The following is a 14370-nucleotide window of genomic DNA, read 5'->3' on the forward strand; positions in this document are numbered from 1 at the left end:
ACCACGATTGGCAGCGCAACCGATCAGCGCCGCTGGCGGTGCATGAGCCAGAGGAAGTACGGGCAACCGATAAAGGCTGCCAGCAACCCTGCAGAAACCGGCCATGGGTAAGCGATATTACGTCCCAGCCAGTCGGCTACGAGCATGATCAGGCCGCCGATGATTGCACTCAGCAAGATCTGCGGCGCAGTACGGTGCACGCCGAGCTGGCGGGCGATGTGGGGCGCGATCAAGCCAACGAAGCTCAGCGGGCCGACGATCAGCGTGGCGGTCGCGGTCAGCACTGCTGCCACGCCGAGAATCGCCAGGTGGCTGAGACGCAATGGCAAGCCGAGGGCCGAGGCCGTGGCGCCACCCAGGGTCAGCAAGTCCAGCGGCCGCGAAAGCAACAGGCTGACCAGCAGCATGACGCCAGCGATCACCAGCGCCGTCAGCGCGGCCGGACCGTCGACGTGATAGGTCGAACCGGTCATCCAGCTCAACAGCAAGGTCATGCGCGGGTCTCCGCTGGCCATCAGCAGCGTGCTCAATGCCCCCATCAGCGTGGTCAGGCAGACCCCGGTCAGTAACAGGCGCTCCGGGCTCAAGGCGCTGCGCCAGTTGAACCAGAACAGTGCGCCGAGTGTGAGCAGGGTACCGGCGCAGGCTGCTGGCACCATCAAAGCCTGTGGCTGTGGCACCAACAGGAACAGCACCATCACCCCCAACGCTGCACCGGAGCTGGCACCCAGTACTTCCGGGCTGGCCATCGGGTTGCCGGTCAGGCGCTGGATCAGCAAACCAGCCACCGCCAACATGACTCCAGCGCTGAGCGAACCCATTACCCGTGGCAATCGCCATTGCAACGCGCTGTCGAATTGCTCCGGGCCGCTCCAGTGCCAGCCGTGCAAGCCGATACCCAGGCTGATTGCCGGTATGACCAGCAACAAGAGCAGTACTGCACCGCCGCTGATGTACCGGCCAGGGTTGTGAAGCCTGCGCCACGTGCTGCCCTGCTGCGCGACGATGCCGCCGTTGCGCTGACGCTTGAGCAGCCAAAGCAACAGCGGCACGCTAAACACGGCGGTGAGAATGCCGGCCGGCACTTCACCGACAAATCGTGAAAGCTCACGCGCGCACTGGTCCACCAGGCACAACAGCGCTGCGCCCATCAACGGTGCCCATATTAGCCTTTGGCGCAACGTGCGCGCGCCGCTGAGGCGGGCGATGGCTGGCGCTGCGAGGCCGACAAAACCGATGATGCCGACGGCACTGGTAACGAAGGCGCTGAGTGCCACGGCGACTACTAGCCCCAGGGTGCGCGTGGTCCGCAGCGAAACCCCAAGGCTGGCCGCGCTCTGGTCTTCAAGCCCCAGCACGGCCAGAGGCCTGGCGAGCAAACCGGCAATCAGTGCGGCGACGGCCAGACGAGGCGCCAGGTAAGTCACGCCTTCCCAGCCACTCTGGTTGAGTGAGCCGGCTTGCCAGAGCAGCAGGTCGACGAGGTAGTCATGGTTGAACAACACCAGCAGTGAATTGATGGCGTTGCAATACAGGCTGATCACCATGCCCGCGAGGATAAAGCGCAGCGAAGACATCGTGCGGCTCCAGGCGAAGGCGAACAGCGCCAGCGTGGCCAGCCCGGCACCGACCAGGGTCGCTCCCTCCAGGCCATGCAGCAGCAGGGCAGGTGCAGCGATAGTGGCAATCGACAGGGCCAGATTGGCTCCGGCCGCCACGCCGAGCGTGACCGGCTCGGCCAGCGGGTTGCGCAGAATCTGCTGAAACAGCGTCCCCGCCAGGCCTAACGCAGCCCCTACCATCAGGCTGACCAGCAGGCGTGGTGCGAAGCTGAAATGCAGCAGGACCTGACGGCCGTCGTCCAGGTCTGGGGTCCACAGTGCCTGCCACCACAGCGCGCTGGGTAGCAGGGCCTGTAAGCCATGCACCGCGATCAGCATTGCCAGCAAGGTCAGCACCAGAACCCAGGGCAGAGGTCCCTGGAACAGCGCAGGGCGAGGGGCCGCCAGGCCGATAGCCGGTTCAAGCATGCTCTTGTTCTCCGCGATGGCTCAGGTACGTGCCGATCAATTCGGCCAGGTTGAGTGCCGAGGCAGCCGCGCCGTACGGGAAGAATTTGCCCAGCGCCAGGGTGTTGCCGCGTCGTACTGCGGGCAGGTTTTCCCACAGCGCGTTGGTCTGGCGCAGGCTCTGCAGGCGCGCCGACGTCGTCGGAATTTCGATGTACAGCAGGTGCGCGTCCGGGGTTTCGGCGAGTCGTTCGACGCCAATCAGGGAAATGCCCATGGCGCTGCTTGGGCCTTGCCAGGCATTGACGAGACCAAGCCGGTCGAGCACGTCCTGAATCATGCTGTTCTTGCCGTAGACCGTCGCATGGCGACCGTCCTGATTGAGCACTGCCACACAGATCGGCGGCTGAGGGCATTGCGCCAGTTGTGCGCGCAGTTGAGCGAGACGGGTTTCACCTGCCGCGATCCAGCTTGCGGCCTGTTGCTGGCGGTCGATACGGGCTGCCAGCCGGGTCATGAAGCCCGTGGCGCTGGTCCATACGCTAAGGGCGCTGGGGTAGACATCGACCACTTCGGTGGGCGCAATGCCCTGCAGCGAGCGGGCGATGGCAGGCGGCATTTGATCGCTGAGGATCAATTGCGGGGACAGTTCTTTGATCAATTCAAGATTGGGTTCCCAGTAGGGGCCCACGTCGAGGACTTCGGGAGGCAGTGGCGCAGTGGGCATGCGTCGGCTGTAATAACTGCCGTCGGAGATCGCCAGTGGCGTGACTCCCAGCGTCAACAGCGTTTCGGCGGCAGCCCAGTTGATGGCGATGATACGTTGCAGCGGGGCGGCGAAAAGGCTCATGGTGGGCAGACCGCTGGTCAGCGCAAGGCCGCCCACGGCAAATCGCTTAAGCAGGTGACGGCGGGTCAGAGGCATGTTCGTCCTCCTCGGTGGTAACGGCTCATCGTGATCCTCCAAAAACGACACCGGGCCCCTTGATCCAAGGAGCCCGGCTGAGAGTTCAGCAACGCACTGACAGATACTGTCTGCCCGACGCAGCATTGTGCGGCGCGGATAGACGCATACCTGTGAAAGATCAGGCGTTGATCACCATTTGTATTTCACGCTGGTCAGCAAGGTGCGGCGCATGCCCGGGTAGCACTCGTACGAGTCATCGCAAGTGGCTGAGTATTTCTCGTCCAGCAGGTTTTGTGCATTGAGCGAGACAGTCACGCTCTTGTTGAGCGGGTAGCTCGCGCTCGCGTCGAACAGGGTGTAGTTGTCGATGTGGAAGGTGTTGGCGTTATCGCCGTAGAGCACGCCGGTATAACGTGCGCCGCCACCCAGGCTGAGGCCGTTGAGGATCGTGTCGTGGAAGGTGTAGTTCAGCCAGGCTGAAGCCATGTGCTTGGGCACGTTGGCCGGACGATTACCCTCGTCGCCACGGTTGCTCTTGGTGATCTCGGCCTTGGTGTAGGTGTAGGACGCAATCAGGTCCCAGTTCTGGTCAAGTTTGGCCTTGACCTCGGCTTCGATACCGCGCGACTGCTGTTCGCCATTGGCGACCGAGAAAGCGGTATTGCCCGGATCCTGGGTCAGTACGTTGGTCTTGGTCAGGTCGTAGGCTGCCAGGGTCATCAGGATCGCGTCGGTAGGCTGGTATTTGACACCCGCTTCCCACTGGTGCGCTTCGCTCGAATCAAAGGCGTTGTTACTGCTGTCCAGGCCAGTATTAGGCGCAAAAGACTCGGAATAGCTGACGTACGGCGCCAGGCCGAACTCGGTCAGGTAGGTCAGGCCCAGACGGCCAGTGAAGGCATTGTCTTTCTGGTTCGTCGGGTCAGCGACGTGGTTGTCAAGGTCATTGCGCACATAGTCGTAGCGACCGCCTGCTGTCAGGATCCAGTGATCGTCGAACTTGATCTGGTCCTGAATGTAGCCACCGATCTGCTCGATGGTCTGGTCATAGTCGATCGAGCCGATGCTGTTGGCCTTGGTTGGGCGGGTCACCGGCTGGCCGTAGACCGGGTTGTAGACGTTCAGGTCCGGGCCGCGCACGCGCCAGCGAGTGACGTCGGCGTCCTGCCAGGTGTAATCCACGCCGGTCAGCAGCTTGTGCGTGAACGGGCCGGTCTGGAAGTCAGCCTGCAACTGGTTGTCCAGCGCAAAAGTGTTCATGTGCTGATCAAAACGGTCTGCGCCACGAATGGTGTTTCCGGTGCTGGTATCAACACTGAACGGCAGCAGGTTCTGGAAGATCACGTCTACCTGACCATAGCGGGCGTTCTGGCGGAATTCCCAGGTGTCGTCGAAACGATGACGGAACTCATAACCGAAGCTGTACTGATCCTGATTCAGGTGGTTGAAGCTGTGATCACCCATCAGCGTATCGGTGGTGTGCCCGTTTGGCGTGCTGTAAGCAAACAGCGAGCCGCCGTTACGGTCACGCAGGAAGTCGCTGAGGAACGTCAGGCTGGTGTCTTCGTCCGGTGCCCAGGTGAAGGATGGCGCGATGTACAGGCGGTCGTCTTTGACTTCGTGGCCATCGTCGTAGTCCACCTGCGTGTTGGAGTCCCGTACCGAACCGACGACGCGATAGAGGAAGTGTTGCTGATCGTCCAGTGCGCCACCGAGGTCGAACTGGCCTTGTCGGCGGTCATAGTTGCCGACTGAAAGCTGTACTTCGTTGACATGGTTGACTTCGGGTTTCTTGCTGACGCGGTTGATGATGCCGCCAGCGTCACCTTGGCCGAACAGGGTCGAAGAGGGGCCTTTTACCACGTCGATACGGTCAAACGCATAAGGTTCGCTGCGGAAGAACGCATAGCTGTTGTTCTGCTGACGCAGGCCATTGAGGTAATCGCTGGTGGACTGACCGTTGAAACCGCGAATGTACAGCCAGTCGAAACCTTTCGGATCCAGACCATAAGCTTCGACTTTGACGCCCGGGACGTAACGCAACGCATCCGTGACGGTTTGCGCTCCCTGGTCTTCCATCTGCTTGCGGGTGACCACGGAGATGGACTGCGGGATCTCGATCAGCGGCGTATTGGTCTTGCTGGCGCTGTTGCTGGTTTTCGGAACGTAGCTCTCGTAACCCTCTGGCACCGCCGCGCGACCGGAAATGATCTGGTCGGGCATGGTCAGTGGGCCGCTGGTCGGTGCCGCGGCAAGCAAAGTGACCCGGCTGCCTTCTATCTGATACTGGATGCCCGTCCCACGGAGCAGCGAGTTCAGTGCTTGCGTTGGTTCAATTTCGCCGTGCAGCTCGGGGCTGCGCAGGTTCTGCAATTGATCCGGGTTGAACACGATCTGCAAGTCAGACTGTGTACCGAGACTGATCAGCGCCGAACCCAGAGGTTGTGCCGGAATATCGATGCGCACCGGCGCGGCAATTGCGTTGGTGGCGGTCAGCGCCAGACCCAGGGCGGCGCTGCTGATCAACATTGCCAGATGGCTGGTCGGGTGTTTGAGGGTTGGGGTCTTGCTTTTACCAATCAAATTTTGCGCTCCTGAATACTGGTTTTTAATAAAACTTTTTTAGTTTTTTTAGTTTTTTGTGTTGGCGATGACAGACAGCTTTTTTACAACTACGGCGCCACTGTAATCAGGGGCGCCGTGACGGATCAGGTGAGTGCGACGTCGGGGCTGGTTGACGAGGTGTCCTTGTTCTTGCGCTGGACCTCGACGATTTTTCCTGCGCTCATCCGCAGTAATCGGTCGGCGACATCGAAGTAGCGATCGTCGTGAGAAATCACGATCAAGGTCTTGCCCTGGGCGCGCAGCTCCGGCAGCAACTCGGTGTAGAAAATGCGCCGGAACTCAGGGTCCTGGTCTGCGGCCCATTCATCGAACACCAGCACCGGGCGCTTCTCGAGCCAGGCTTGAACCAAAGCCAGACGTTTGCGCTGCCCGGTGGACAGGTCGGTGGTGGAGTAGCTGTGGTCGTTCAGTGAGACCTTGTGGGCAATTTCCAGCCGTTCCAGATAGCGGTTGGCTTCGGCGGGGATTTCAGCGCTGTCCTTGAGCAGGTCTTCGAACAGGAAGTAGTCGGCAAAAATAGTCGTGAACAGCTGGCGATAGTCGTCGCGGTTGCTGTCGTCGACAGGTTTGCCATCAATCAATACCTGGCCGCTCTGTGGCACATAAAGGCCCAATAGCAATTTGATCATGCTGGTTTTACCGCAGCCGTTTTCGCCCGCAATAAACAGAATCTCACCGCGCTGGATGGTCAGGTTGAGCGGACCGACACCAAAACCAGTGCTGCCGTCTTCGGTAGGGTAGTGGTAGCTCAGGTCACGCAGTTCGATCTGCTCAATGTCCAGGGTCTTGCGCTCATCGTCGCGCAACAGCAGGTTGGGCTCCGGAGAAGAGAAGCGAATCGACAGCTCGGCAATGCGCCGGAAAGCCACTTGGGCACGACTGACGATGGGCAGGTTGCCGACCAGATGCTCGAGCGGACCTTTCATGTACAGCAACACCAGAATAAAGCCGCTGAGGGTGGCTCTATCGGTGCTCGGCCAGATTGACTCATAGGCCAGAGCCAAGCCTATGACGATGAAGAACAGGGTGGAGCCGAAGCCTTTGGCGACCACAAACAGGTTGATCGAACGAACCTGGATATCGCAGATGCGATCAATGGTGCCTTGCAGGCGCTCGTTGTAGTGCTGGAAGCGGCGCGGGCGGCTGATACGCAGCTCCTTGGCGCCTTCAGCCAGGGCACGGTAGTGCTTTTGCAGTTCGTCTTCTTCTTCGCGGGCCTGAAAGAACCCACGGATACCACGGCTGCGCACCAGAAACTGGATGGCGCTGCCAATGATGATGGCGACCGCCGTGGTGAGGAACATCGGCAGAGACAAGACCGCCAGGTAGCCCAGGCAGCTCAGGCAGACCGTCAGCGATACCGCCAGCGGTGCAAAGGCGAACACAAAGTCGCTGATGGTATCGATGTCGTGCGTCAGTACTGGGATCAGGCGATGACTGCGATAGCGCTCGATCTGCTCGATAGGGGCGGAGATGATCTTGCTGCCCAGCTCTTTACGTAACCGTGCAATGGAGTGCTGCCCGACATAGTTGGTGCCGATGTCAGAAATGATCGATCCCACCAGCGCCAGCACGCAGAGGCCGGCAAACCCTGCCAGCAAGCCTGATTGCATACCACCTTCGGCATTCAGGCTGTGGTTGATGGTGGCAAGTAGCGCAGTGATGCTGGCGCCGCCGATGATGCCGAGGACCGTCGCCATCAGCAACTGTGGCCAGAACGGCCGCAGTAGCTTGAAAAGCTCACCAAGGGTGCTTTGTGGGGGAGTCTGCATCATTTTTTCCTAGGCTCTGCGGCCACCGTCGGGCACGCTGGAATTCAAGGGCTGATCGGTGCTTTGGCCCTGAGAGGCAAAGCCAATCCGAATCATTTTTGTTAAGACGAGTGAGCGAAGGAAAATTTAAGAAAAATTGCATACTGGCAATTAGCCTTTTTTGGTGCGGGATTCTTCGTCTGAGCCAGCCCTGTCATGAGCAGTCTCGCTGCTGCAAGAAAACAGCATTAATTCAAAGGCTTATGCTGTGTTTGATAAGCGGGGCAGCGGCGTCTTTGACTCCGCGCTGTTGCGCAGCCGGCACTGCCCTGACCGGGACCGAATTCATCCGGGAAGTCGGCATTTCCAGTGATAAAGCGAATCACTTTCCGATACTGCCTGCGAAGGGCGGGTCGACTGCGCTTTGGCTGAGCGCTCCACTTCTGCGTCCCGATACGCAAATGAGAAACATTACTAAAGTTTTTCTGAGCGCTCTCGTCACTACCTTTGAATGCACTTTTGAAAGCGCTTCTTCTGGCCGATGCGCAGGTGTTGGAAAAGGCAGGCTGCGCCGTGAAGGCGGAGTAACGCCACCCTCAGGGTGAGGACGATTTATTCCGGCCCGCGTCGTGCTCCACAGCTACCGTGAAACAGGACACTGGCATCATGACTCAGTTGATCTCACCGACCTACGACGTACTTGGCATTGGCTTTGGTCCGTCCAATCTGGCGCTGGCGATTGCTTTGCAGGAACAGGCTCTGCAGCAGGGGCGCAATTATCAGGCGCTGTTCCTCGACAAGCAGCACGACTACCGCTGGCATGGCAACACCCTCGTCACCCAGAGCGAGTTACAGATTTCCTACCTCAAGGATCTGGTCACCTTGCGTAACCCGACCAGCCCTTTCAGTTTCGTGAATTACCTGCACAAACACGACCGACTGATCGACTTCATAAACCTGGGCACACTTTATCCGTGCCGTATGGAATACAACGACTATCTGTGCTGGGTAGCCCGACAATTTTCCGAGCAGTGCGCCTATGGCGAAGAAGTTTCCCGCGTTGAGCCCGTGCAAGGTCCTGATGGCATAGAACTGCTCAAAGTGCTGTCCACCGATGTGCGGGGTCAGGAGCGTTTCCGTCTGACGCGCTCCGTGGTCGTCAGTACCGGTGGGACGCCGCGCATCCCGTCGGCGTTCAGTCATTTGCGTAACGACGCGCGCGTGTTCCACCACTCGCGCTACCTGGAAAGTATCGCCAAACAGCCATGCCTGAAGAACCCGTCGATGCGCATTGCGGTGATTGGCGGCGGGCAGAGTGCGGCCGAGGCGTTCATTGACCTTAATGACAGCTACCCGTCGGCGCAGGTCGACATGATTCTGCGTGCAGCGGTGCTAAAACCAGCGGATGACAGCCCTTTCGTCAACGAAATCTTCGCGCCGAGCTATACCGATCTGGTGTTCAACGAGCCGCAGGCAGAGCGTGAAAAGTTGATTCAGGAATACCACAACACCAACTATTCAGTGGTGGACCTCAACCTGATCGAGTCGATCTATTCGATTTTTTACCGCCAGAAAGTTGCCAATCAGCAGCGTCATGCGTTTCTTAGCCGGCGCACTGTCGAGTTGGCCGGTGCCGACAGCAATGGCATCGAACTGACCCTGCGCGACAGCGCCACCGGCGCGACCGAGCAACGCCGTTATGACGTGGTGATTCTGGCTACCGGTTATCAGCGCAGCTCCCATCGCGAGCTGCTCGCGCCGCTCAAGGATTACCTTGGCGACTATGAAGTGGGTCGCGATTACCGTTTGCAAACCGATCCGCGTTTGCGTGCGGGCATCTACATGCAGGGCTTCAGCCAGGACAGCCACGGCCTTAGTGACACGCTGCTGTCGGTGTTGCCGATGCGTGCTGCGGAAATCGCTGCGTCGATTTTCGAACAGCCACAGGGTGGCAAAAGCATCAATCGCGATACGACGAGCCGGGCGGCACAAAGTGCCTGAGCGACTGTAATTGCGGTGTGATTTACATCCGGACTAAATCCTCAGCGCCCCTGAGCGTTATACGAACCGGTGGCGCTGTTTTTCAATGCGCATTACTTCGCGGCCCGAGGTGGTTCTGCCATGTCCTGCAACTCTACCAACGGAACGTTGTTACTGCCCGACGGGCGCCGGCTGTTCGCCGATGCAGGCGAGCGCTTCCTTATGTTGCTGGTCGACGATAAGCCGCTGCTTGAAGTGGCGCGTGGCGGCGATGTCTGGCGGGTGCCGCATGATCGCGAGCCGTCACAGCTTGATTTCGCACTGTGGGCATTGGCCGCGCTGATGGTGCAGAGCCGCGAAGTGTTCTTCGAGCAATGCCGGTTATGTTGACGTTATTTCCCCCGGCCGTGATCACTCCCGACTCCAGGCAGCGCGGGGCGCACGTATGATTGCTGCCCTTGCGCCGCTGTTCATGGGGCCGTTCGCAAGCTATCGCGACGTGCTGGTAACGCGTGATGACCCTCGGCCCTCGATTGCTTCCACGCGCCTGTTGCAGCCTGAGTATCTGGAGCCTGTGCTGCAGCGTTTTTCACCGGAACACGCGGGCCAGGACCGTCGCGCCCTGGCGTCACAATGGTCGAAGTATTATCTGGTCAAACTGATTCCACCGGTGGTGGCTGCTGCTCTGGTACTTGGCCGTCGCCTGCCGTTGGACTTTGCTGACGTCGAGGTGGTGCTTGATGCACAGGGCTTGCCTGAAGCCTTCAAACTTACGGGCGACGGCGAGGTGTTCAGTAGCCCGCCGAGCGATCCGTTCCAACGTTTCAGTGACCTGATCGACGCCCATTTGCAGCCTTTTGTGCAGGGCCTGGCCAGTGAGGTCAAGCTCTCACCCAAAGTGCTGTGGAGCAACGCCGGTAACTATTTCGAGTGGTTTATCGGTGAAATGGCGCGAGTGCCGCTGCCGCCGCATCTATTGGCGGATGGCAAGGCACTGTTGGAAACCGAATGGCGCCCTGACGGCTCACGCAATCCGCTGTTTTTACCGATTCGCTACGAACCCGTGTCCTGTGACCTGCGCGCCGACGGACGCTGGCGTCAACGGCGAGTCTGTTGCATTCGCTATCGTCTGGACACGCTGGCTCATTGTGATAACTGTCCTTTGATCGACGAGCCGCCGCCGGAAATGATCACCCTCTAGCCGCCCTTGGCGCTGCCGGGCGGTAAACTACCGCGCAGCGCTCAGTTGTTCACGTCAATCAGTCACCTCAATCGGTCAGATTGGGTAGCTGATCGGTGAGCCGTCGACAGGGTTGGGCAGCACGCCCATCGCAATGCCATAAATGTCTTGCAGGATTTCACTGCGCATCAGTTGGCCTGGACTGCCCTGGGCCAGCAAACGTCCACCGTGCAGTGCCAGCAGATGGTCGCAATAACGAGCTGCCATATTGACGTCATGCAAGACCACCAGCACCCCAAGGTTGAGTTCGCGGCTAAGGGTCTTGACCCTGCCGAGCACTTCCACCTGATGGGCGATGTCCAGTGCAGACGTTGGCTCGTCGAGCAGCAGGAAACGGCTGTTTTGCGACAGCAACATGGCCAGCCAGACCCGTTGGCGCTCGCCACCGGACAACTGGTCGACCATCCGTTCGGCAAAGGTGTCGGTGTCGGTCAATTCCAGCGCGCGATCAATGTGCATGTTGTCTTCGCGCGTCACGCGACCCAGCGCCCCATGCCAGGGGTAACGCCCAAAAGCGACCAGTTCGCGGACATTCAAGCTGTCGGTCTGCGGCAATTGTTGGGGCAGGTAAGCGACCTGACGGGCGAAATCGCGACTGTTCCAGCTGCTCAGCGGCTTGCCGTCCAGGCTGATCGTTCCTGAGGACGGTTGCAGCTGACGGGCCAACAGTTTGAGCAGGGTCGATTTGCCCGAGCCGTTGTGACCGATCAGGCCGATCATCTGGCCATGGGGCAGTTGCATGCTGAGGGGTTGGAGCAGAGTGCGCTCGGTGACGTTGAGGCTGACGTTTTCCAGATCGAACATTAAGTCACCCTGAGACCGATTGAATCGCGGGGGGAGGAGTATAGGTTTTAATGCTAATGAGAATCAATGTTGAAAATGGGAGTCGGGTATGCCGAGCGACAATGAGGCACCCAGTGGTGGGGCAAGGGCGTTTTGCTTACTTTTGGCTGGGCCGGCTTCCGGCTCCATCAAAAGTGAGGCGCTGAAGAAGCGCAACCAATATTAAGCCGTTACCCCAAAACGGATCTGTACACCAAAATGCACTATCCGAACGTGAGGCCTCTGCCAGCCAGATTGCCGCCCAGACCTGAACCCCAACTGAACATCCCACGCTCTTGCCAAGAAAACCTTTGGATACCTGAACTTATCTGCATTTTCTGCCTCTCATGCCGGTAGCCATTGATCGCGGCACCCTGATAAGCTCGCGGCTTTACTCGTTTGCCCTATTGGCGCATGAACAAGGAATCAGAATGAAACAGCATCGGTTGGCAGCGGCGATTGCCCTGGTCGGTCTGGTACTCGCAGGTTGTGATAAGCAAGCCAGCACTGTTGAGCTGAAAACCCCGGCACAAAAAGCGTCTTACGGCATTGGTCTGAACATGGGCAAGAGCCTGGCTCAGGAAGGCATGGATGACCTTGACTCCAAAGCAGTAGCCCTCGGTATCGAAGATGCCGTCGGCAAGAAAGACCAGAAACTGAAGGACGAAGAATTGGTTGAAGCCTTCGCAGCGCTGCAAAAGCGTGCCGAAGAGCGGATGGCCAAAATGAGTGAAGAGTCGGCAGCAGCCGGCAAGAAATTCCTCGAAGAAAACGGCAAGAAGGCAGGTGTAGTAACTACCGCTTCTGGCCTGCAGTACGAAATCGTCAAGAAAGCCGATGGCCCTCAGCCTAAGCCAACTGACGTAGTGACTGTTCACTACGAAGGCAAGCTGACTGATGGCAAGGTTTTCGACAGCTCTGTTGAGCGTGGCAGCCCGATTGATCTGCCGGTTAGCGGCGTGATCCCGGGTTGGGTCGAAGGTCTGCAACTGATGCACGTTGGCGAGAAGATCAAGCTCTACATCCCGAGCGATCTGGCCTACGGCGCACAGAGCCCAAGCCCGACAATCCCTGCCAACTCGGTTCTGGTTTTCGATCTGGAACTGCTGGGCATCAAGGACCCTGCTGCTGCAGGTGCACCTGACGCCGAAGAAGAGCCGGCGGCTCCCGCTTCCAAGTAAGCGACGCACCGGTTTGACCACAACGCCCCGTTTCGACGGGGCGTTGTCGTTTCTGGTCGAACGGATTCGGATGAGCGCAGTCCGAGTAAGATGAACGGGCTGTAGAAGCCGAGTGCTTTGTCTGACGATCCAACATTTTTGTGACAGTGGCTGTGGGTAACTTCTGGGCAGGCTTAAGTCAACGATTTTTATAGCTTTTTTTATGTGACTAAAAAACGCCCGATTTGACTCCGGACCCCGTAAAACAAGGGTTGTGGCCAGAAAAAACGCCTCTGTTCACAAGGTTATCCACAAGATGTGTGGATAACCTTTTTGAGTATCAGGCACCGACTTTTGTAGGGACGGTGTTTATCGGCGACAAACGTCGTTCAACGGGAGTGGACATGAAAGCACCGTGGAATTTGCTTCGATATCTACCTATGGCGCGACGATTGATCGCTGCCGGACGCTTGCCGGCCTTGCTATTCGCCGTTGCACGCAAGGGCTCTGCTGAAGGCAGTCGCCTTGGCAAGATAAAAGATGACCTGCGTCTGCTGCAGGCTCTGTGTCTGGCGTACTGGCGCGGCGAGTATCGATCTATCAGCCCCAAAGCGCTCCTGTCCATCGTGGCAGGGCTGATGTACTTCCTGAGCCCGCTTGATGCGATACCTGACTGGATCCCCGGGCTGGGCATGTTCGATGACATTGCCGTTCTGGCCTGGATCATGAAAAGTCTTGATGGCGAGTTGAATGCGTTCCGCGAGTGGCGTGCACGTCAATCACCGGAGAAGCTGATTGTGGTCGAGCGTCTGCCTGCCACTGCTGCTTTGCTTGAACAGGAAAAAGCCAAGGATTGACCGATCAGTCCTCTCAACCCGATCAGATGCTGGGGGGCACATTCGGGGTGGGCAAGTCGCCTATGACCGCTGTTAAACTGCGGCCATGGGAATAAACCTACTCGATGTGTGTAGTTGTCCTACATGGGGGTTGTATGGATTTGCAGGTTATTTCTCGCGATGGTGAGCCGGAGTACGCTGTTCTGCCGTGGGCTCAGTATCAAGCGTTGCTCAAGGCCGCCGGTATTTCCGGTCACTCGCAGGCTCAGCCAAATCCCGCCCCGGCCGTTTCTGTTGGCGAGGTTGCCGAACTGCCGGGTCTTGATCAGTTAGCGGTGTTACGTGCCGCCAAAGGGCTTGAAGTCGCGCAATTGGCGAGAACCGTCGGCATCAGCCCGTCGTATCTGGAAATGATCGAACGTGGCGAGCGTATACCTGACGCCGCGATTCTTCGCAGCCTGGCGTGGGAAATGGGTTTGACGGGCTGGCGAGGTGAGCAATGAGTGTGCGCATCAGCCGTCAGCATTGGGACGGGTTGCTGGCCGAGCTTGATCAAGCGCGCCGCCAGCGTCATCTGTTGACCTATCGTGCATTGCTGGAGCGTTTGCAGTTGCCAAGCCCGGCCATGCAGACCCTGACCGCTGCGCTGGAACACCTCGCGGCTATCGACGCCAAGGCCGAGCAGCCGTTGCGCAGTTCGCTGGTGATCAGCCAGGGCGCGAGCCGGTTGCCGCGTACCGGTTTCTTTGAGTGCGTTGAGCGTCTGGGGCGTTTTTCAGGGCCTTCGGATGGCGTTGCTGCCGCGTCGTGGCATGCTTCGGAAGTGGTTCGGGTGTTTGAGTTCAGTTATCCCGAGTAGCGATCTGGATTTGCCACGCTGGAATGAGATCCATCTGTGGGGAATTCTGTATTGGCCTGAAAATACAGTTCTTGTGGGAGCGAATTCATTCGCGAAGAGGCCGGAACATCCGCAGCCTGTGTATCGCCTGGAGTGTCGCCTTCCCGAATAAATTCGGTCCCACTGGAGAGCGTAGGTCCAT

Annotated in this window: 12 protein-coding genes; 7 read left to right on the forward strand and 5 right to left on the reverse strand. The window is 58.7% G+C overall.

Features of this window, described 5'->3' with window-relative positions:
• Positions 1–23: 23 nt before the first annotated feature.
• The 4 genes from fhuB to K3169_RS08830 all read right to left on the reverse strand — a co-directional run bounded on the left by fhuB (position 24) and on the right by K3169_RS08830 (position 7313).
• The gene (fhuB, locus tag K3169_RS08815) at positions 24–2030 is read right to left on the reverse strand and encodes a Fe(3+)-hydroxamate ABC transporter permease FhuB (RefSeq protein WP_263271052.1); all 2007 of its coding nucleotides are present in this window, start codon (positions 2028–2030) and stop codon (positions 24–26) included.
• Entirely contained in the window at positions 2023–2934 is a 912-nt protein-coding gene (locus tag K3169_RS08820) for an ABC transporter substrate-binding protein (protein ID WP_263271054.1), read from the reverse strand. Before K3169_RS08820 ends, fhuB begins: the two co-directional genes overlap by 8 nt.
• Positions 2935–3105: 171 nt before the next feature.
• Positions 3106–5445, reverse strand: coding sequence for a TonB-dependent siderophore receptor (locus K3169_RS08825; protein ID WP_122708435.1), 2340 nt, complete (start codon positions 5443–5445; stop codon positions 3106–3108).
• A gap of 179 nt (positions 5446–5624) precedes the next feature.
• A complete protein-coding gene (locus tag K3169_RS08830; protein WP_164581711.1) occupies positions 5625–7313 on the reverse strand; it encodes a cyclic peptide export ABC transporter in 1689 nt (562 codons plus the stop codon).
• Between the two features lie 645 nt (positions 7314–7958).
• Here K3169_RS08830 and K3169_RS08835 point away from each other — a divergent pair.
• The 3 genes from K3169_RS08835 (at position 7959) to fhuF (ending at position 10473) form a co-directional block, all read left to right on the forward strand.
• A complete protein-coding gene (locus K3169_RS08835; protein WP_231675160.1) occupies positions 7959–9293 on the forward strand; it encodes a lysine N(6)-hydroxylase/L-ornithine N(5)-oxygenase family protein in 1335 nt (444 codons plus the stop codon).
• A gap of 120 nt (positions 9294–9413) precedes the next feature.
• Positions 9414–9662, forward strand: a complete 249-nt coding sequence (locus K3169_RS08840; RefSeq protein ID WP_231675161.1) for a hypothetical protein — start codon at positions 9414–9416, stop codon at positions 9660–9662.
• 55 nt (positions 9663–9717) lie between these two features.
• Entirely contained in the window at positions 9718–10473 is a 756-nt protein-coding gene (gene fhuF / locus K3169_RS08845) for a siderophore-iron reductase FhuF (RefSeq protein WP_263271056.1), read from the forward strand.
• Between the two features lie 75 nt (positions 10474–10548).
• Here the strand turns inward: fhuF and K3169_RS08850 are convergent, their stop codons facing one another.
• Complete coding sequence (locus K3169_RS08850) at positions 10549–11316, reverse strand: ATP-binding cassette domain-containing protein (RefSeq protein WP_099269562.1); 768 nt, start codon at positions 11314–11316, stop codon at positions 10549–10551.
• Between the two features lie 449 nt (positions 11317–11765).
• On the opposite strand from K3169_RS08850, the gene K3169_RS08855 reads away from it, so the two are divergent.
• The 4 genes from K3169_RS08855 to K3169_RS08870 all read left to right on the forward strand — a co-directional run bounded on the left by K3169_RS08855 (position 11766) and on the right by K3169_RS08870 (position 14189).
• Positions 11766–12515, forward strand: coding sequence for an FKBP-type peptidyl-prolyl cis-trans isomerase (locus tag K3169_RS08855; protein ID WP_087265420.1), 750 nt, complete (start codon positions 11766–11768; stop codon positions 12513–12515).
• Between the two features lie 383 nt (positions 12516–12898).
• The gene (locus K3169_RS08860; protein ID WP_027899635.1) at positions 12899–13351 is read left to right on the forward strand and encodes a YkvA family protein; all 453 of its coding nucleotides are present in this window, start codon (positions 12899–12901) and stop codon (positions 13349–13351) included.
• A gap of 134 nt (positions 13352–13485) precedes the next feature.
• Positions 13486–13833, forward strand: a complete 348-nt coding sequence (locus K3169_RS08865) for a helix-turn-helix domain-containing protein (RefSeq protein ID WP_099269563.1) — start codon at positions 13486–13488, stop codon at positions 13831–13833.
• The gene (locus K3169_RS08870) at positions 13830–14189 is read left to right on the forward strand and encodes a hypothetical protein (RefSeq protein WP_027899633.1); all 360 of its coding nucleotides are present in this window, start codon (positions 13830–13832) and stop codon (positions 14187–14189) included. The genes K3169_RS08865 and K3169_RS08870 overlap by 4 nt, the downstream gene beginning before the upstream one ends.
• Positions 14190–14370: the final 181 nt, after the last annotated feature.

Source organism: Pseudomonas phytophila (assembly GCF_025643095.1).
Classification (GTDB): domain Bacteria; phylum Pseudomonadota; class Gammaproteobacteria; order Pseudomonadales; family Pseudomonadaceae; genus Aquipseudomonas; species Aquipseudomonas quasicaspiana.